Source organism: Corynebacterium efficiens YS-314, assembly GCF_000011305.1.
Lineage (GTDB): Bacteria > Actinomycetota > Actinomycetes > Mycobacteriales > Mycobacteriaceae > Corynebacterium > Corynebacterium efficiens.
In genome coordinates, this window is record NC_004369.1 from 524841 (window position 1) to 545251 (window position 20411).

Sequence of the window (20411 nt, forward strand, 5' to 3'; positions counted from 1 at the left end):
GCGGGGTGCACCCCATAACTTTTCCTGTGGCAGGGCCAGCTCCGGCCCGCAAACCACAAATTCCGCGAAAGGGAATTACACAATGAGCAAGAACTCCAAGGCTTACCGCGAGGCCGCCGCCAAGATCGACGCCGGCCGCGAGTACACCCCACTGCAGGCTGCAGAACTGGTCAAGGAGACCTCCTCCAAGAACTTCGACGCCTCCGTCGACGTGGCCATCCGCCTCGGCGTTGACCCCCGTAAGGCTGACCAGCTGGTCCGTGGCACCGTCTCCCTGCCCAACGGCACCGGCAAGACCGTCCGCGTCGCTGTCTTCGCCGCTGGCGAGAAGGCAACCGAGGCTGAGGCCGCTGGCGCTGACTTCGTCGGCACCGACGAGCTCGTCGAGCGCATCCAGGGTGGCTGGACCGACTTCGACGTCGCCATCGCAACCCCGGACCAGATGGCCAAGATCGGCCGCATCGCCCGCGTCCTGGGCCCCCGTGGCCTGATGCCGAACCCGAAGACCGGCACCGTCACCAACGATGTCGCCAAGGCCATCGAAGAGGTCAAGGGCGGCAAGATCTCCTTCCGCGTTGACAAGGCCTCCAACCTGCACGCCGCCATCGGCAAGGCATCCTTCGATGCCAAGGCACTGGCTGAGAACTACGGCGCACTCATCGATGAGCTCCTCCGTATCAAGCCTTCCTCCTCCAAGGGCATCTACCTGAAGAAGATCACCATGTCTTCCACCACCGGCCCAGGCGTTGCAGTGGATACCCACATCACCAAGAACTACACCGCCGAGGCATAAATCTGCCCTGACGGATCGGTTCTGCACCGGTTCTCCGGTTCTGACTGACGCCCCTTCCTCCCCCTCTGCGGGGAGGGAGGGGCGTTGTTCGTGCCTGGGGTTGAACGAAATCGTTGGTTTGTGGGAGGGGTCCTGGGGATATGCGGGTGCCGGGCGCGCAAACCAACGATTTCGTTCACGGAGGCGTGGGGTGAAGGTGGGGTGCTGGCAAAAACTGTTGTTCTGCAAAGCCCGTCCTGGGGTTATGCCGGTGCGGGGCGCGCAAACCAACAGTTTTTGTCGCGGGCAGGGTGGTTGAACGAAACCGTTGTTCTGCAAAACCCGTCCTGGGGATATGCGGGTGCGGGGCATGTAAACCAACGATTTCGTTCACGGGGGGCGTGGGGTGGAGGTGGGTTGCTGGCAAAAACTGTTGTTCTGCAAAACCCGTCCTGGCGTTTTGCTGGCCCCGCACCCACAAACCAACAGTTTTTGCCAGAAGGAACTCGCACGGGTGCGTCGTGAGCACATCGGGTTCGTCTTCCAGTCCTCCGGTAACCTGCCGTCGGCGCTCAAGGCGCGTGATCAGCTGGAGCTGGCGGCCCGGATCCTGGGGCGTCGTGGGCGTCGCAGCAATGATGAGCTGCTCGAGGCTGTCGGGATGGCGCACCGTGCGGAGCACCGTCCGGCGACCCTGTCCGGTGGTGAGCGTCAGCGCATCGGTATCGCCCGCGCCCTGGTGGGCGGGCCTGACCTGCTGCTTGTCGACGAACCGACCGCCGCCCTCGACCGCAACCGCGCCCATGAGATCGTCCGGTTGCTCGCCCACGAATGCCACGAACTCGGTGTCGCCGGCGTCATGGTCACCCACGACCTCGAGGTGATCGAGCACTGTGACCGTGTCTACGACATGGTTGACGGGAAGCTCACGGCCAGGGACCAGGCTTCATGGTATGCCCAAGATAACCGAACCCTCGGTCCCGGAGCACCGGGCTGCCCAGCACCGGGCCGTGCTCGACGCGGCGGAACGGTTGATCGTCGCCGGTGAGGGGAGGGTCCCCACCATCGCCGAGGTGGCCGCTGAGGTCGGGTTGGCCCGCTCCAGTGTCTACCTCGATGTGGCTTCCGGCAAGGATATGATCATTCAGCTGCTGCTCCAGGCCATCCCGGCATGGTTGGACAGTCTGACCGCCGAACTCGACCGCGTGGGTCCTGGCCCGGCGGAGCGCCTGGCGGCGTATGTCCGGGTCACCCTGCCCCTGTTCGTGGAGGGTTCTCACGGGCCGCTGATGTCCGCGGCCAGCACCCTCCCCGAGACCTTCGCCGATGAACGGGTCCAGGAATCACACAATGGTCTGGACCCGGCCTTGCGTGAACTCCTGGGCGATGAGGGGGACACCGTCCGCCCCTGATCGACGCCATGATCCACCGCGGTGCGGAGCTGGTCAACCAGTCCCACGCTGATGTCGATCAGATCGCTGATATCCATCCAGTGGATGGCCCGTGCGGCGGTGACCCCACCCCGGGGTTGATCGGAGTCAGCAGAACTGCGGTGGGCTATCCGGCCATGATTGCAGTGGAAAGGTAGCGTGGGTGGGGTGACGAAGCATCCTGAGAGAAAACGCCGTGCAGTGGTCGTGGGGTCGGGCCCGAACGGGCTGACAACAGCATGCCTCCTCGCCCGGGAGGGGTGGCAGGTCGATGTGTATGAGCAGGGCAGTCGTCCCGGTGGTGCCGCCAGATCCGCCCCCGTGCTGGGGGAGGGCACCATCGTGGATATGGGGGCCGCCGCCCACCCGTTCGGTATCGCCTCGCCGGCGTTCGCCGACCTCGATCTGCAGGCGCACGGCCTGACCTGGGCGCATTCGCGCTACGCCATGGCGCACCCCCTCGATGACGGTCGCGCGGCGTTTCTCAGCCGTGGTCTGGACACCACCGCCACCCAGCTGGGTGAGGATGCCTCCCGGTGGCGGCATGTCCACGGACTGGTCACCCGAGGGTTGGACAAGCATCTGGAAAACGTCCTGGGGCCGGTGCTCCGTTTCCCACCGCACCCGGTGAAGATGGCGGCCTTCGGGGCGCTCGCCCTGCTGCCGGCGCGCACCCTGGCCCGCGCCGCCTTCGAGACCGAGGAGGCGCGGGTGCTGTTCTCCGGGTCCGCGGTCCATGCGATCACCCCACCGGCACAGCCCCTGACAGCCTCCTTTGGTCTGCTGTTCGGCTCCCTGGGGATGGTGCATGGCTGGCCGGTCGCGGTCGGTGGCACGCAGAGCGTGGTGAACGCGCTGGTCCGGGTCCTGGAGAGCTTCGGTGGTGTCATCCACACCGATCATCCGGTGGAGGATCTGCGCGAGTTCTCCGGCGCCGACGCGGTGGTGCTCAACCTCACCCCGGCCCAGGTATCCAGGCTCAAGGGTGTGGAACTGTCCCACCGTGCGTCCCGGATCATGAAGAAGTGGAAATACGGGCCCGGATCCTACAAGCTGGATATCCTCCTGGACGGTCCCATCCCGTGGTCGAACCCGGAGGTGGCGGATGCCACCACAGTGCATGTGTGTGGGGGGCTGGATGAGATCCAGCTCGCGGAATCCGAGGCGGCCGCGGGCCACCTGCCGGAGAAACCCTTCGTGCTGGTCTGTCAGCAGCAGGCGGCGGACCCCTCCCGTGGTCCGAAGGATGCGACGGTGGTCTGGGCGTATGCCCATGTGCCCCAGGGGTTTGTGGACAAGCAGGCCACCATGCGGATCCTCCGCCAGATCGAACGTTTCGCCCCCGGTTTCCGGGACCGCATCCTCAAGGTCGTGGAGAACAGTGCGGTGGACCTGGAGCGGTGGAACCCCAACCTGATCGGCGGGGATGTCGGGGGCGGAGCCACCAGCGGCATCCAGGCCCTGCGCCGCATGCCGTACAAGCTGGGCCCGGGGCTGTACATGGCGTCGTCGTCCACCAGCCCCGGCGGTGGGGTCCACGGCATGCCGGGGGAGTGGGTGGCCAGGAAGGTGCTGCACGACTTCAGCTGATGCCTGTCGACGCCCCAGGCCAGGCGACGATTTGGTATGGGGCACGGTGTGGTATAAAGTCAAAACCCGAAGTTTGAACAACCTTTCACACGGTTGTATTCAAGGTTCACCGAAGACCGTTGGTCATCCGCTGTCGCGGATCGAAGGTTTCCACACTGTTGGAACGGCCCACGCAGGAGACACTTTGACGCCTTAGGTTCCCTTACGTGGAATATGATGCGCCCTGTGCTCTTGCACGGGGCTTTTTTCGTGAGCTGATCCCCGCTGGGATCTACTCATGGTGAAGGTCCCGCGGATCAGTAGACACACATAAGAGGAAGGAGGCGAAGTAATGGCAAATCCAAAGAACGAAGCAGCTCTGGCAGAGCTCAAGGCACAGTTCGCTGAGACCGATTCCATCGTTCTCACCGAGTACCGTGGCCTGACCGTGGCTCAGACCACCGAGCTGCGTCGCGCACTGGGTGATGATGTCCAGTACTCCGTCGCCAAGAACACCCTTGTCAAGATCGCCGCTCAGGAAGCTGGCGTCGAGGGCCTTGATGATCTCCTGACCGGTCCGACCGCTGTTGCCTTCATCAAGGGCGAGGCTGTCGACACCGCAAAGGTGCTGAAGAAATTCGGCGATGACAACAAGGCATTCGTAGTCAAGGGTGGCTACATGGATGGCAATGCTCTGACCGCAGATCAGGTCAAGGCAATTGCCGAGCTGGACAACCGCGAGACCACTCTCGCGAAGCTTGCCGGCGCCATGAAGGGCAACTTGGCAAAGGCCGCAGGCCTGTTCAACGCCCCTGCTTCCCAGGTCGCACGCCTCGCAGCTGCGCTCCAGGAGAAGAAGGACGCTTAAGTCGCCGCATCAGGCGCACCAGTTCTACCCCAAACTTTTACGGGCGTGAATACGCCCCAACAGAAAGGACGCCATCATGGCTAAGCTCACCAAGGACGAGCTCATTGAGGCTTTCAAGGAAATGACCCTCATCGAGCTCTCTGAGTTCGTCAAGGAATTCGAAGAGGTCTTCGAGGTCACCGCTGCTGCTCCGGTCGCCGTTGCTGCTGCAGGTGCCGCTGGCGGCGAAGCTGCTGCTGCTGAGGAGAAGGACGAGTTCGACGTCGTTCTCGAGGACGCTGGCGCCAAGAAGATCGGCGTGATCAAGGTTGTCCGCGAGCTCGTCTCCGGCCTGGGCCTGAAGGAAGCCAAGGAGCTCGTCGAGGGCGCACCTAAGGCTATCCTCGAGGGTGCAAACAAGGACGACGCTGAGGCTGCCAAGGCTAAGCTCGAAGAGGCTGGCGCAAAGGTCACCCTCAAGTAAGAACCTTCTTACACGCATCTTCCACGATGCCTGGAACCCCGTTTCCGCGATCTTGATCGCGGCAGCGGGGTTTTCCCGTTGTCCCACCGGCGGGGCTGGCAACGGGCGGCGGGAACCCGCGTCGTAAAGCTCCGTCCCGTTAAGGAACGCCGCAGGCCTCAGGTAACATCGACCGCATGCTGCCTAAAACCAGGATCTTCTCCGCGCTCCTGCTCGGAATTGGTGTGGCACTGATCGTGTGGGGGCTGGTCGCCCCCCGCTTTGTGCACGCTGATGGTCGACTGCCTCTGGACCTCGACGCCACCACCTACACGCTGACCGACGACAATGGTCAGACACTGCTGAACTCGGACCCCGAGGCCGGGTTGGTCACCACCCCGATCACCCGACAGCTGCACTTCCAGGTGATGGACCCCGCCGATGCGGACCGGGCGACCCTGCGCGTCGGTGACACCCTCCTGCACGGCGTGGAGGGCGTTGACGGCAATGATCAGGAGAGGCTGCTGTCGGCCTCCGTGTACAACTTCCGGGTGGACCGCTTCACCGGTGAGATCCTCTCCGAGATGGCCGTGACCAGTCAGCTCGCCAGCCCCACCCTCAACTACGACGTGGAGGGGATCTGGTTGAAGTTCCCCACGGATGCGGAGGCCACCTCCTACCCGATGCTGGACACCACCCTCAGGCAGGCCCGCCCGGCTGATTTCGTCGAATCCACCGAGGTCGACGGTCGCACCATCATGCACTACCGGCAGGTGATCGACAGGGCGAATGTGGCGGAGTCCTTCGCGGACCCCTCCAACACCACCACCCTGACCCGCGAGGATGGCGGCACCACCACCGGTTACCTCTACCACGATGTGGTCCGTGACTTCTGGGTGGATCAGCGCACCGGTCTGATCGTGGATATGAACGAGCGGATCGACGATTTCTACGGTGACCGCACGGGGGAGAAGTACGAGCAGGTCCTGTTGTTCGAGGGGACGCTTTCCGACGGGCAGGTCAGCGACCTCATCGCCCAGGCGTCCGACATCCCGGACGGGGAGTCGGCACAGACCGCCAACACCATCGGCATGATCGTCGGGGGCGTCCTCGCCCTCATCGGGTTGGCCGGCAGCTTCGGGCTCTTCGACCGGGCACGTCGACGCCGGTCACGAGGCACCGCATAGGTTCCTCCGCATGTCTGATACCTGTCAATCCCCGGGGATTCCCGTGCCCGAATTGCGAAAAACCCCGGAATGTTTGTTAGGGTGCCTAAGTGAAAGAGATGCTGGGATCTCTGGGAAACGCCGGAGTGCTGTAGAACACCGGTAGGTTACCGGTGAGTCGCCGTCAGGCTCAGGCGTGGACGGCGTGGACGGCGTGGAGAATGCCCGCCGATAGCACGGGAGGCACCAGAAGAAAAATCTCCCTCTTTACTTTCGCATGGCTGTGGTATAAGCTGAGTCGTTGCGTTGGAATCCGTCTCTCTTTTTCGTCTGGATGATGCCCGAGACCTTGATCAAAATGGTTGGAAAAACCGATTTGACAAGGTCATTCAGTGTTATCTGAGGCCATGCGGGACACGGTTTCCTCAGCAGACCAATTGCTCAAAAATACCAGCGGTTGTGATGAGCATACGGGCCTTGACCAGCCCGGTGTGATTCACCCGCGTGAGGTGCTGGAAGGACCCATCTTGGCAGTCTCCCGCCAGACCAAGTCAGTCGTCGATATCCCCGGTGCACCCAAGCGTTACTCCTTCGCTAAGGTGTCCGCGCCCATCGAGGTGCCCGGGCTACTAGATCTTCAACTCGATTCCTTCGCCTGGCTGATCGGCACGCCTGAGTGGCGCGCACGTCAGCAGGAGGAGTTCGGCGAGGGAGCCCGCATCACCAGCGGACTCGAGAATATTCTCGAGGAGCTCTCCCCGATCCAGGATTACTCTGGAAACATGTCCCTGAGCCTCTCGGAGCCACGCTTCGAGCCCGTCAAGAACACCATTGACGAGGCCAAGGAAAAAGACATCAACTACGCGGCCCCACTGTATGTGACCGCGGAGTTCGTCAACAACACCACCGGTGAGATCAAGTCCCAGACTGTCTTCATCGGTGATTTCCCGATGATGACCGACAAGGGAACCTTCATCATCAACGGAACCGAGCGTGTTGTGGTCAGTCAGCTCGTCCGCTCGCCGGGCGTGTACTTCGACCAGACCATCGACAAGTCCACCGAGCGTCCGCTGCACGCCGTGAAGGTGATCCCTTCCCGCGGTGCGTGGCTGGAGTTCGACGTCGACAAGCGTGACTCCGTCGGTGTGCGCATCGACCGCAAGCGCCGCCAGCCTGTCACCGTGCTGCTGAAGGCACTGGGCTGGACCACCGAGCAGATCACCGAGCGCTTCGGCTTCTCCGAGATCATGATGTCCACCCTGGAGTCCGACGGTGTCGCGAACACCGACGAGGCCCTCCTGGAGATCTACCGCAAGCAGCGTCCGGGCGAGCAGCCCACCCGCGACCTTGCGCAGTCCCTCCTGGACAACAGCTTCTTCAAGGCCAAGCGCTACGACCTGGCCAAGGTCGGTCGTTACAAGATCAACCGCAAGCTGGGTCTCGGTGGCGACAACGATGGCCTGATGACCCTGACTGAAGAGGACATCGCCACCGCCATCGAGTACCTCGTCCGCCTGCATGCAGGTGAGCGCGTCATGACCTCACCCACCGGTGAGGAGATCCCGGTGGAGACCGACGACATCGACCACTTCGGTAACCGTCGTCTGCGTACCGTCGGTGAACTGATCCAGAACCAGGTCCGCGTCGGCCTGTCCCGCATGGAGCGCGTCGTCCGCGAGCGCATGACCACCCAGGATGCGGAGTCCATCACTCCGACCTCCCTGATCAACGTGCGCCCGGTCTCCGCTGCCATCCGTGAGTTCTTCGGAACCTCGCAGCTGTCGCAGTTCATGGACCAGAACAACTCGCTGTCGGGTCTGACCCACAAGCGTCGTCTGTCGGCTCTCGGCCCGGGTGGTCTGTCCCGTGAGCGCGCCGGCATCGAGGTGCGAGACGTTCACCCGTCCCACTACGGCCGCATGTGCCCGATTGAAACCCCGGAAGGCCCGAACATCGGCCTGATCGGTTCCCTGGCGTCCTACGCCCGCGTGAACCCCTTCGGTTTCATCGAGACCCCCTACCGTCGTGTCATCGACGGTAAGCTCACCGATCAGATCGACTACCTGACCGCCGACGAGGAAGACCGCTTCGTCGTCGCCCAGGCGAACACCCATTACGACGAAGACGGTGTGATCACCGACGAGTCTGTGACCGTCCGCCTGAAGGACGGCGACATCGCCATGGTCTCCCGCACCGATGTGGACTACATGGACGTGTCCCCACGTCAGATGGTCTCCGTGGGTACCGCGATGATTCCGTTCCTCGAGCACGATGACGCCAACCGTGCCCTCATGGGTGCGAACATGCAGAAGCAGGCCGTTCCGCTGGTCCGCGCCGAGGCCCCCTTCGTGGGCACCGGCATGGAGCTGCGCGCAGCCTACGACGCCGGCGACCTCGTGATCACCCCGAAGGCCGGTGTGGTGGAGAACGTCACCGCCGACATCGTCACCATCATGGACGACGAGGGCAAGCGCGACACCTACGTGCTGCGCAAGTTCCAGCGCACCAACCAGGGCACCAGCTACAACCAGAAACCACTGGTCAACCAGGGCGACCGCGTTGAGGCCGGTCAGGTCATCGCCGACGGCCCGGGTACCTTCAACGGTGAGATGTCCCTGGGACGTAACCTGCTCGTGGCCTTCATGCCGTGGGAGGGTCACAACTACGAGGATGCGATCATCCTCAATCAGAACATCGTCGAGCAGGACATCCTGACCTCGATCCACATCGAGGAGCATGAGATCGATGCCCGCGACACCAAACTCGGTGCCGAGGAGATCACCCGTGACATCCCGAACGTCTCCGAGGAGGTCCTCAAGGACCTCGACGAGCGCGGCATCGTCCGCATCGGTGCGGACGTCCGTGACGGCGACATCCTGGTGGGTAAGGTCACCCCGAAGGGCGAGACCGAGCTGACCCCGGAGGAGCGCCTGCTGCGCGCCATCTTCGGTGAGAAGGCCCGCGAGGTCCGCGACACCTCCATGAAGGTGCCGCACGGTGAAACCGGCAAGGTCATCGGTGTCCGCCGGTTCTCCCGCGAGGACGATGACGACCTGGCCCCGGGCGTCAACGAGATGATCCGTGTCTACGTTGCCCAGAAGCGCAAGATCCAGGACGGCGACAAGCTCGCCGGCCGCCACGGCAACAAGGGTGTCGTGGGCAAGATCCTGCCGCAGGAGGACATGCCGTTCCTGCCGGACGGTACCCCGGTCGACATCATCCTGAACACCCACGGTGTTCCACGTCGTATGAACATCGGTCAGGTCCTGGAGACCCACCTGGGTTGGCTGGCTGCCGCCGGCTGGTCCGTGGACCCCGAAGACCCGAAGAACGCCGAGCTGATCAAGACCCTGCCCAAGGAGCTTTACGACGTTCCCGCAGGCTCACTGACCGCCACCCCGGTGTTCGACGGTGCCTCCAACGAGGAACTCGCAGGACTGCTCGCCAACTCGCGCCCGAACCGTGACGGTGACGTCATGGTCAACGCGGACGGCAAGGCCACCCTCATCGACGGTCGTTCCGGCGAGCCGTACCCGTACCCGGTCTCCATCGGTTACATGTACATGCTCAAGCTGCACCACCTGGTGGATGAGAAGATCCACGCCCGTTCCACCGGTCCGTACTCCATGATCACCCAGCAGCCGCTCGGTGGTAAGGCGCAGTTCGGTGGACAGCGATTCGGTGAGATGGAGGTGTGGGCGATGCAGGCATACGGCGCCGCCTACACCCTGCAGGAACTGCTCACCATCAAGTCCGATGACGTGGTCGGCCGTGTCAAGGTCTACGAGGCAATTGTCAAGGGCGAGAACATCCCGGATCCGGGTATCCCGGAGTCCTTCAAGGTTCTCCTCAAGGAGCTCCAGTCGCTCTGCCTGAACGTGGAGGTCCTCTCCGCCGACGGCACACCGATGGAGCTCGCGGGTGACGACGACGACTTCGATCAGGCAGGCGCCTCACTGGGCATCAACCTGTCCCGTGACGAGCGTTCCGACGCCGATACCGCATAGCAGATCAACCAACCGCTAGAAATCAAGCCAACATCCCCTGGGAACCATGAAGAAGGTACCGGGGGGAAAGGGAGTTTTACGTGCTCGACGTAAACGTCTTCGATGAGCTCCGCATCGGCCTGGCCACCGCCGACGACATCCGCCGCTGGTCCAAGGGTGAGGTCAAGAAGCCGGAGACCATCAACTACCGAACCCTCAAGCCTGAGAAGGACGGTCTGTTCTGCGAACGCATTTTCGGCCCCACCCGTGACTGGGAGTGCGCCTGCGGTAAGTACAAGCGCGTCCGTTACAAGGGCATCATCTGTGAGCGCTGCGGCGTTGAGGTGACCAAGTCCAAGGTCCGCCGTGAGCGCATGGGCCACATTGAGCTCGCCGCACCGGTGACCCACATCTGGTACTTCAAGGGTGTTCCCTCACGTCTGGGCTACCTTCTGGACCTCGCTCCGAAGGATCTCGACCTCATCATCTACTTCGGTGCCAACATCATCACCAGTGTGGATGAGGAGGCCCGTCACAGCGACCAGTCGACCCTGGAGGCAGAGATGCTTCTGGAGAAGAAGGACGTCGAGGCGGATGCCGAGTCCGAGATCGCCGAGCGTGCCGAGAAGCTCGAGGAGGACCTCGCCGAACTCGAGGCCGCCGGAGCCAAGGCCGACGCGCGCCGCAAGGTGCAGAACGCCGCCGAGAAGGAGATGCAGCACATCCGCGAACGCGCGGAGCGTGAGATCGACCGTCTCGAGGAGATCTGGCAGACCTTCATCAAGCTCGCCCCGAAGCAGATGATCCGCGACGAGAAGCTCTACGACGAGCTTGTCGACCGCTACGAGGACTACTTCACCGGCGGCATGGGTGCGGAGTCCATCCAGACCCTCATCCGCGGCTTCGACCTCGACGCCGAGGCTGAGGAACTGCGCACCATCATCAACGAGGGCAAGGGCCAGAAGAAGATGCGTGCCCTCAAGCGCCTCAAGGTTGTCGCAGCCTTCCAGCGTTCCGGTAATGATCCGGCCGGCATGGTGCTCAACGCCATCCCGGTGATCCCGCCGGAGCTGCGTCCGATGGTCCAGCTCGACGGTGGCCGTTTCGCCACCTCCGACCTGAACGATCTGTACCGTCGCGTGATCAACCGCAACAACCGCCTCAAGCGCATGATTGAACTCGGTGCCCCCGAGATCATCGTGAACAACGAGAAGCGCATGCTGCAGGAATCCGTCGACGCCCTGTTCGACAACGGTCGTCGTGGCCGTCCTGTCACCGGACCGGGTAACCGTCCGCTGAAGTCCCTGTCCGACCTGCTCAAGGGCAAGCAGGGTCGATTCCGTCAGAACCTCCTGGGTAAGCGTGTTGACTACTCGGGTCGTTCCGTGATCATTGTCGGCCCCCAGCTGCGCCTGCACGAGTGTGGTCTGCCGAAGCTGATGGCTCTGGAACTGTTCAAGCCGTTCGTGATGAAGCGTCTGGTGGAAAACGAGTACGCCCAGAACATCAAGTCCGCCAAGCGCATGGTGGAGCGTCAGCGTCCGGAGGTGTGGGATGTTCTCGAGGAGGCCATCTCCGAGCATCCGGTGATGCTCAACCGTGCACCCACCCTGCACCGCCTGGGTATCCAGGCCTTCGAGCCGGTTCTTGTTGAGGGTAAGGCCATCCAGCTGCACCCACTGGCCTGTGAGGCGTTCAACGCCGACTTCGACGGTGACCAGATGGCAGTCCACCTGCCGCTGTCCGCCGAGGCACAGGCCGAGGCACGCATCCTGATGCTGGCCTCCAACAACATCCTGTCTCCGGCATCCGGTAAGCCACTGGCCATGCCGCGTCTGGACATGGTGACCGGTCTGTACTACCTGACCCTGAAGAAGTCCCCCGAGGAGTTCGGCGGTCAGGGTGCCTACCAGCCGGCCGATGAGAACGGACCCGAGAAGGGTGTGTACTCCTCCTATGCAGAGGCCATCATGGCCTACGACCGTGGTGTGCTCGGCCTGCAGGCACCGGTCAGGATCCGTCTGGACCACCTGCGTCCACCGGCGGAGCTTGAGAATGAGCTGTTCCCGGAGGGTTGGAATCAGGGTGACACCTGGCTCGCCGAGACCACCCTGGGTCGCGTCATGTTCAACGAGATCCTGCCGTGGAACTACCCGTACCTTGAGGGCATCATGGTCCGTAAGGGTGGCGGTGCCGACAAGATCATGCTCGGTGACGTGGTCAACGACCTCGCCGCCCGGTACCCGATGATCACCGTGGCACAGACCATGGACAAGATGAAGGACGCCGGCTTCTACTGGTCCACCCGCTCGGGTGTCACCATCGCCATGTCCGACGTTCTGGTCCTCCCGAACAAGGATGAGATCCTCGACCGCTACGAGGCTGCGGCGCGACAGATCGAGACCAAGTACAACCGCGGTAAGCTCACCGGCCGTGAGCGCTACGACCGTCTGGTCGAGCTGTGGAAGGACGCCACCGACGAGGTCGGTCAGGCCGTCGAGGATATCTACCCCGATGACAACCCGATCCCGATGATCGTGAAGTCCGGCGCCGCCGGTAACATGCGTCAGATCTGGACCCTGGCCGGCATGAAGGGCATGGTGGTGAACTCGAAGGGTGACTACATCACCCGACCGATCAAGACCTCCTTCCGTGAGGGCCTGACCGTTCTCGAGTACTTCAACAACTCGCACGGTTCCCGTAAGGGTCTGGCCGATACCGCCCTGCGTACCGCCGACTCCGGTTACCTGACCCGTCGTCTCGTCGACGTGGCCCAGGACGTCATCGTCCGCGTCGAGGATTGTGGTACCCGTCAGGGTGTCCGCGTCCCCGTCGCCGCCGAGGTCCTCGACGCCACCGGTGCTGTGTCGGGCTACACCCGCCATGACCTGATCGAGACCTCCGTGTCCGGTCGTGTCCTGGCAGGGGATGCCACCAACGCCGAGGGTGAGGTCATCCTCGCCGCCGGTTCCGATCTGACCGAGCTGAACATCGACCTCCTCGTCGAGGCCGGTATCCAGCAGGTCAAGGTCCGCTCCGTGCTGACCTGTCAGACCCCGACCGGTGTCTGCGCCAAGTGCTACGGCAAGTCCATGGCCTCCGGCAAGCAGGTCGACATCGGAGAGGCTGTCGGCATCGTCGCCGCACAGTCCATCGGTGAGCCCGGTACCCAGCTGACCATGCGTACCTTCCACCAGGGTGGTGTCGGTGGTGACATCACCGGCGGTCTGCCCCGTGTGCAGGAGCTGTTCGAGGCGCGTGTTCCGAAGAACCTCGCCCCGATCGCCTCTGCCGACGGTGTCATCCACCTCGAGGATGAGGGTAACTTCTACACCCTGACCCTCGTTCCGGATGATGGCTCCGACAACGTTGTCTACGACAAGCTGTCGAAGCGACAGGGCCTGGCCTCCATCCGTGTTCCGATGGAGCACAACCCGGCTGCGTTCATCGAGCGCACCCTGGCCGAGGGGGACCACGTCACCGTGGGTACCCGTCTGCTGCGCGGTGCCGCCGCTCCGCACGACGTCCTCGAGGTTCTCGGTCGCCGTGGTGTGGAGCAGCACCTCATCGATGAGGTGCAGGCTGTCTACCGTGCACAGGGTGTGGCCATCCACGACAAGCACATCGAGATCATCATCCGTCAGATGCTGCGTCGCGGTACCGTCATCGAGTCCGGTTCCACCGAGTTCCTCCCCGGTTCTCTCGTGGACCTGTCCGAGGCGAAGCTGGCCAACTCGGAGGCGATCGCCAACGGTGGTCAGCCGGCCGAGCTGCGTTCCGAGATCATGGGTATCACCAAGGCCTCGCTCGCAACCGAGTCCTGGCTGTCCGCGGCCTCCTTCCAGGAGACCACCCGCGTGCTGACCGATGCCGCCATCAACAAGCGCTCGGACAAGCTGATCGGTCTGAAGGAGAACGTGATCATCGGTAAGCTGATCCCGGCCGGTACCGGTATCTCCCGTTACCGCAACATCTCCATCAAGCCGACCGAGGCAGCCCGCAACGCCGCCTACTCGATTCCCACCTACGGTGAGTCGATCTACGGTGACGATGGTTTCGGTGAGTTCACCGGTGCCTCCGTCCCACTGGATGAGGCTTTCTAGAGCAAGGAAACCTTAAATCCAGCACAGCTAATTGGTCGCTGAGAAGTTGAGGCCCCGTTCCTACTTGAAAAAGTAGGAACGGGGCCTCCTTTCTTTTGCGCCCATACGTGGGGAATAAAACCCTTAACCCCCCAAATTCTTAGGAAAATACCCAAATCAGACTTAGTTTTAAAGCTATGTGGAAACTATCTATTGGAGTCATCGTTGGTGGCATTTTGTTCGCTTTAGGTCTGTGGGGAACCCACTCTGAAGACACTGTTATTTCGATTGCCGGCTGGGTCGGTACGTTTGCGTCGTTTGCGATGTGGTTGTGGGTTATTTGGTGGGCAGCGGTAGGAAATATAGGTCAAGTCCGCGGGAGTGGTGTATCTGCCCTTTCGATAAAACAAGCAGCGTAACGACCTCACGGACCATCACGAGCTAAATGCCGGCACTGGTTCATGCCACGTCCCTTCGGGTGATCTCAGACGCAGCAGCGTCGTCCGCATCGATGATATTCGCCGTCATCATCGCCCTGGTCTGCTCCAAGCTCGTCAACGACATGTACCGCTTCTGCTGAATCCAATCATCATGCTGCTCCGCCAGCACCGCCCCGACCAGACGGATCACCGCATCACGGTTCGGGAAGATCCCAACAACATCAGTGCGCCGGCGGATCTCACGATTGAGCCTCTCGGTCGGGTTATTCGACCACACCTTGGTCCACACCGCCTTCGGGCACTGCGTGAACGCCAGCAGCTCATCCAGGGCTTCTTCCAGGTAATCAGCCACATCCGGGAACTTCTGCTGACAGAACTCCACCACATCCCTGGCCTGAGCCCACACAGACGCCGCATCAGGCTGCTGGAAAATCGTGTGGAACATCGCCGACAATGTTGGCCACTGCGTTTTCGACACCATCCCGTACAGGTTCTTGGAAAAGTGCGTGCGACACCGTTGCCACGAGGCATTCGGCAACACCTCACCAATCGCGTGCTGAATTCCCAGGTGGGCATCACTGGTGACCAGGTAGACCTCATTGAGCCCTCGGGCTTTCAAGTCGCGGAAGAAGCCCGTCCAGGATGCCACTGACTCACTCGTTGCAACCTGCATGCCCAACAACTCCCGATACCCTTCGGCGTTGACACCGGTGGCCAACAGGACAGAAGTCTTGACCACTCGCCCGCCTTCGCGAACCTTCATGGTTAGTGCGTCGCACGAAACATAGAGGTAGGGTCCGGTATCAAGAGGGCGGGTGCGGAATTCTTCGACCATGACATCAAGATCTTTCGCCATCTCCGATACCTGGGACTTCGAGAGACTATTGATCCCTAAGGTGGCGACCAAGTCGTTCATCCGCCGGGTGGACACACCCTTCAAATAACACGTGGCAATCACGGTGGTCAGCGCTCGTTCAGCCCTCGTGCGCCGTTCCAGCAACCAGTCGGGGAAGAACGATCCGGTGCGTAGTTTCGGGACCGCGACATCGACCGTGCCGACCCGGGTGTCGAAGTCGCGGTGGCGGTATCCGTTGCGGGTGTTAACCCGGTCCTGAGACACGGTGGCGTAGTCGGCGCCGCACACCTGGTCGGCTTGGGTGGAGAGGATCTGGTTGATGAAGCCTTGAAGCATTTCTCGCATGAGATCGGGGGATGCTTGGGCGAGCAATTCGTCGAGGTAGGTGGTGGGGTCGATAGAATAGGGTCCAGCTGCCAAATGGGGTGAAATGGTACTGCAATTCCGGAGCACTGGTACTGCGTTCTGATCCCGTGGTACCGGCAGGCTCCCTCAAAAACAGGAAACCCGCCAGCATCAGGGACAGGGCCGTGCTTTTAGCTACTGACCATCGTGGGCAGCGATCCGCTCCCGACTGGTGATCTCACGCATATCCACCGTGCCTAAGGTGATCTTGCGAGACGATCTCGATAAACGGTTGACAATGGAATCCCCGGAGTTCTTATCCGGTAACACATCCAACCAATGCCCCGGAGTCGACTGCGACCCGATGATCGTTGCGTGAATATTCTCCCGATTCGCTAGAATCGCAAACAGGTCACTTGCAGTGCGTTCATCAACACCCACGGTGAGAAAATCATCCAGAATCAACACATCAACACCAAACAAGCCTGCCAGCATGTCCTCGTGTTCCAACGTGTCGATCCGAGTGACCGCCAAACGCCTAGCCAGATCATCCATGCGCCAATACGCCACCGAATAGCCGTTATGGCACGCAGAAATCCCCACCGCACAGGTCAGATACGTCTTCCCGGACCCCGTCGGCGACAAGATCAACAAGTTGGTCGGATCTGCACCCCAATCATGATTACCCAGACGCTTCATCGTCATCGGATTAAGATTTCGACCCTGTTCATAGCGAATTTCCGCGATCGAGGCATCCATAATAGGAAACCTCGCTTTCCTAATCGCCTCGGAAATACGTTTAGCCTCTCGATCCCTGGCCACCTGCTGGCCAGCCAACCGAAACGCCTCCTCCGGGGTTAGCACATCAGGATTATCGTCATCGATGTTGGCGGTGACGATCTCTTCAAAGGCCCTAGCCAAGCTACTGGCCCGCAGACTGCGAAACAACGCGTGATCATCATCATTAAACAGTGTCACTGGTTGCCCTCCTGCTCATCATCAAAAGACAAAGACGGAATATCATCGACCTCATAGGCGCTGGATGAGCGCAGAAACACACCCGTATCCAGATCCTGGACTGGTTGTGGTTTCACCAGATCAGGAGCCGGCGTCGGCGCAGATCCAGCAACGCTGCGTTTGTGGGTATCGCGGTTGGTGATAATCGATGACTGCAGCTTTTTGATCACCGAATACGTCGGGTACAGATCAGCATCAAGAAGCTCTTGGCAGGCCTGTTCCAACCCGCTGCGGCTTTTCCCGCCCAGCGTTTTCAGGATGTTTTGGCAGTCCAACCAGCCATGGGCATGATGGGCGTGCCGATTGATCATCATCTCGATCACCGTGGTGGTCGCGGGACCAACCAGGCGTGCCTGGTTGATAAACCACTGGTCACTCCACAACTCTGCAGTATCCAGGTGTGCTGGTGGGACATGATCGGCGTGGGTGGAATATTGCCCGAAGCGCCCATGGAGTCGACGGTGCGTAGCCACAACCTGATCTCCGGCAAAGACCGTGATGTCGGTGTTGGATAACCGGGCTTTGACGGTGGATCCCACAAGTTTCCAGGGCACCGAGTAGTACTGCTTATCGCAGGAAATATGGTAGTTGCGCTGGACTTTTAGCTCCTTCCACTCATAGGAGGTGTAGTCCTGATCCGGCAGTGGGATCAGCAGGTGGCGTTCTTCAGCCTGGAATTGCTCGTTCCTGCGTGTCCCATCTACCCGGACGATGTCGTAGTTGATCTCATGGACCTGATCAGCAACGATGTCCTCAATCTGGTCGATGCTGTGGAAGGGGCCTTCCATTTCCAGCACCCCCAGGATGCGGCTGTAGGCGATTTGAACGGATCGTTCCACCCCGGCCTTTTGTTTCGGGGCTCGGACATCAGTCGGCATCACGGCAGTGTTGTAGAACTTGGCCAATGCTTCATACTCAGCACTCACGGCACGGGCGGGGTCGTTTTTCTTCGGCCGGTAGATCGCTGCGGTGTCATTGTCAGGGACCAGGACAAACGGGGCCCCGCCGAAGTAGCGCAGTGCAGCGATATGGCAATTCAGCCAGGCCTTGATATCCATGGTGAAACTGGGGTGGACATACATCATCGATGAGTACGGCAAAACCGCGGTGAAGAAATGCACCTTGCGTGCCTGGCCGGTGATCCGGTCGGTGATCTTGATGGTATCGCCTGCCCAATCAACCTGCATCGTGCGTCCTGGCTGGTGATGCAGCGTGCGGTAGAGGTCATGGGCGTCGACATAGGCATGGAAACGCTGGCAGTAATGCGAGTAGGAATAGGGCTGTTTAGCTGCACTGCCTGCTTCGACGAGGTAGTAGCGCCAGTCCAGCAGGAGGGTGTGATGCGGATTGGTTTTCAGCCGGTGCAAGGTGGTGGCAAAGTCTGGTGCCAGGTACTTCGATTCTTGCGGCAGCCCACGGAGGGGATTTTTCCACTCCTCGAGTTCCTCATCGGTGATCTGGCTCAGTGAGTGCAGCGTGATCTGATGGGCGTCGATGAGCTTATGCGCTGCGGAGATGTCTCTGCGCGAGCATTTCAGCCTGGTGCTGATGGTGGTATAGGAATCACCGAATAGGACTGCGGTGATGATGTCCCGGGTAGAAGCCATGGTTCCTCCATGGAAGTAAGGGGGCGTGTCACGGCTATCAGCGGATGTGCTGTAGCCGCCACCTTTATTTCTACCTGCGGTACCACTGGATCAGAATGGGGTACCACGATCCCCGGAATCCCGGTACCCCAAAACCCCATTTGGCACCAGCGGCCATCGTGGGTTGTCCTTTCGAGGATATGTAGGAGTTGAGTCGAAAGGTACCTGCGGTGGTCGCCTCATGTGTTCATGGGGTCCCTCACCGGCAGTTACAGATACACCACGCTAATGGACTCCACCCGTCGTTAACGGATGTGCTCGTGGAATCCTCGAAGTGGATTGGGTGGTAAAACACCCGCCGGCTGCATTCCTCGTTGGGTTACCGACCGCCGCGAGAGGCGCATCAGGACTGGACAATGCTTCAGGTTCAAGCGGCCTGATGTTTAAGTAAATGACCCTCTACAAAACCCGGGGCTTGACACTTTATAGATTTCGTCCAGCCCGGTCTGCGTATATTTGACCACACGAAAAATAGGCTGCGTATTTTTACCCTCAAAAACCGGCCCCAGGCCCACGACGGTCGCAAGCATAACCGCAGGTCAAACACCTGCTGCAACCCTGCTAGAAAGGCTGCGTATTTTTACCCTCAAATCTTCGCGTATTGACTCCCGCTACCGCACGCATGTTCCCTCTCACTTTTTGCGCATGTTCTGTAGCGCTACTCGGCACGTACTGCCCTGCACTTCTTCGCGTATTGACTCCCGATTGCACGCATTAACAGTCCCGCTTTATAGGTTTCGTCCAGCTCGGTCTGCGTATATTTGACCACACAGATGCCTCTCCCGCCGGATACCCGACATCGACACCCTCAATCACGAGCTCGGTCGCTGGCAGGACACCACCAATGCAGATCAACGACCCGTGAACTGGCAGTTCACCACCACGGACGCACGGATCAAGCTCCGCCACCTGTACCCAGAACATTAGTCACGACACTCTACTAGTCATTCTCTATTGCAACACCTCTCCTCACTGGTCTTCGGAAAGAAGCACCTGTTCGATGGCCTCAGCGCGACTGGGATAACGATCAATATCGGCATCTCGGTCATCCATAATCAAGAATTCCGCTGCTTGTTCAAAATCCGCAGTATCGTCCAGGGTGACGACAGTAATGACCTTGCACAATATATGGTTTTCTGGGTATGCACCGTCATGTTCGATCTGAAACTGACTGGCAAGTGATTCCCATACGGATCCTTTATCGGCTTGGCGGAGGCCTTGAGAAACTGAAACTACCTCTACTCCCTCTAGGGCTGAGAGTTTTTCCACTCGCGTGCGGTAAGTGCGGTACGCGTGCTCTTCATCGCCTTCTTCTGCAATGAAATGAGTGAGGAAAACATAGTTCTTCGGCATGAATTAGATAACCTTATCCTTTAGCTTCTGTGGAGTCCTTCAAACGGAAAGCGGTCAATGGGAACTGGGAGACAGTGCCGCTTGTAGTGCCCAAGTGGGACAAAGGTATTCGCCCGCTTTTCAGCTTCGGCTGGAAGGTAGGCATGTCCGACCACAACCCAGCCGTCATAGTTGTCGAGGCTCGGAAAAGACCAAATTTTGTGCACATTGCACTTTACCGCGATGCGATCCATAGCCTTAGGTGTGACCATCTCGGTAGCCTGCGCAGCGGGAGAGATAGACAAAGATAAAGCTACGGCGACAGCTAGCGAAGCTAACTTTCTCATATTGCACTCCAAGTGATTAAAGGGGTGGGGCGGGTTGGTAGCTGAATTAAGCTACAAGGCGATTTTGCCTTAGGGGTAGTGAAACATGTATATGTATATTTTTTCCCAAATTT

General features: G+C 60.5%; 13 protein-coding genes. 9 read left to right on the forward strand and 4 right to left on the reverse strand.

Going from position 1 to position 20411, the window contains the following annotated elements:
* Positions 1-82 precede the first annotated feature (82 nt).
* The 9 genes from rplA to CE_RS02670 all read left to right on the forward strand — a co-directional run bounded on the left by rplA (position 83) and on the right by CE_RS02670 (position 14336).
* Complete coding sequence (gene rplA, locus CE_RS02630; protein ID WP_006770275.1) at positions 83-793, forward strand: 50S ribosomal protein L1; 711 nt, start codon at positions 83-85, stop codon at positions 791-793.
* Positions 794-1232: 439 nt separating this feature from the next.
* Positions 1233-1820, forward strand: a complete 588-nt coding sequence (locus CE_RS02635; protein WP_407921237.1) for an ABC transporter ATP-binding protein — start codon at positions 1233-1235, stop codon at positions 1818-1820.
* Positions 1783-2184: a TetR/AcrR family transcriptional regulator gene (locus tag CE_RS02640; protein WP_196794354.1), complete on the forward strand. Its 402-nt coding sequence runs from the start codon at positions 1783-1785 to the stop codon at positions 2182-2184. The genes CE_RS02635 and CE_RS02640 overlap by 38 nt, the downstream gene beginning before the upstream one ends.
* Before the next feature lie 186 nt (positions 2185-2370).
* On the forward strand, positions 2371-3792 hold the full coding sequence (locus CE_RS02645) for a phytoene desaturase family protein (RefSeq protein WP_041628402.1): 1422 nt from the start codon (positions 2371-2373) through the stop codon (positions 3790-3792).
* A 331-nt stretch (positions 3793-4123) separates the two neighbouring features.
* Entirely contained in the window at positions 4124-4639 is a 516-nt protein-coding gene (gene rplJ, locus CE_RS02650; protein WP_006770270.1) for a 50S ribosomal protein L10, read from the forward strand.
* Positions 4640-4715: 76 nt separating this feature from the next.
* Positions 4716-5102, forward strand: coding sequence for a 50S ribosomal protein L7/L12 (rplL, locus tag CE_RS02655; RefSeq protein ID WP_006770269.1), 387 nt, complete (start codon positions 4716-4718; stop codon positions 5100-5102).
* 176 nt (positions 5103-5278) lie between these two features.
* Entirely contained in the window at positions 5279-6268 is a 990-nt protein-coding gene (locus CE_RS02660; RefSeq protein ID WP_006770268.1) for a DUF3068 domain-containing protein, read from the forward strand.
* Between the two features lie 488 nt (positions 6269-6756).
* Positions 6757-10254 (forward strand): DNA-directed RNA polymerase subunit beta, encoded by a 3498-nt coding sequence (locus CE_RS02665; protein WP_035110049.1) that lies wholly within the window; start codon positions 6757-6759, stop codon positions 10252-10254.
* Positions 10255-10334: 80 nt separating this feature from the next.
* Positions 10335-14336, forward strand: a complete 4002-nt coding sequence (locus tag CE_RS02670; RefSeq protein WP_006770266.1) for a DNA-directed RNA polymerase subunit beta' — start codon at positions 10335-10337, stop codon at positions 14334-14336.
* Between the two features lie 438 nt (positions 14337-14774).
* On the opposite strand, the gene CE_RS02675 is transcribed toward CE_RS02670, so the two are convergent.
* The 4 genes from CE_RS02675 to CE_RS02690 all read right to left on the reverse strand — a co-directional run bounded on the left by CE_RS02675 (position 14775) and on the right by CE_RS02690 (position 19972).
* A complete protein-coding gene (locus CE_RS02675; RefSeq protein WP_011075016.1) occupies positions 14775-16031 on the reverse strand; it encodes an IS256 family transposase in 1257 nt (418 codons plus the stop codon).
* A 120-nt stretch (positions 16032-16151) separates the two neighbouring features.
* A complete protein-coding gene (locus CE_RS02680) occupies positions 16152-16934 on the reverse strand; it encodes an ATP-binding protein (protein ID WP_011074950.1) in 783 nt (260 codons plus the stop codon).
* Positions 16931-18580, reverse strand: a complete 1650-nt coding sequence (gene istA, locus CE_RS02685; protein WP_011074949.1) for an IS21 family transposase — start codon at positions 18578-18580, stop codon at positions 16931-16933. The genes CE_RS02680 and istA overlap by 4 nt, the downstream gene beginning before the upstream one ends.
* A 1008-nt stretch (positions 18581-19588) precedes the next feature.
* Positions 19589-19972 carry a hypothetical protein gene (locus tag CE_RS02690; protein ID WP_011075020.1) on the reverse strand — a complete coding sequence of 128 codons (384 nt, stop codon included), beginning with the start codon at positions 19970-19972 and terminating at the stop codon, positions 19589-19591.
* Positions 19973-20411 lie beyond the last annotated feature (439 nt).

Bases quoted from the DNA above. Each gene is read 5' to 3' on its own strand.
- rplA (WP_006770275.1), top strand. From the start codon at position 83: ATGAGCAAGAACTCCAAGGCTTACCGCGAGGCCGCCGCCAAGATCGAC.
- rplJ (WP_006770270.1), top strand. From the start codon at position 4,124: ATGGCAAATCCAAAGAACGAAGCAGCTCTGGCAGAGCTCAAGGCACAG.
- rplL (WP_006770269.1), top strand. From the start codon at position 4,716: ATGGCTAAGCTCACCAAGGACGAGCTCATTGAGGCTTTCAAGGAAATG.
- CE_RS02660 (WP_006770268.1), top strand. From the start codon at position 5,279: ATGCTGCCTAAAACCAGGATCTTCTCCGCGCTCCTGCTCGGAATTGGT.
- istA (WP_011074949.1), bottom strand. From the start codon at position 18,580: ATGGCTTCTACCCGGGACATCATCACCGCAGTCCTATTCGGTGATTCC.
- CE_RS02690 (WP_011075020.1), bottom strand. From the start codon at position 19,972: ATGCCGAAGAACTATGTTTTCCTCACTCATTTCATTGCAGAAGAAGGC.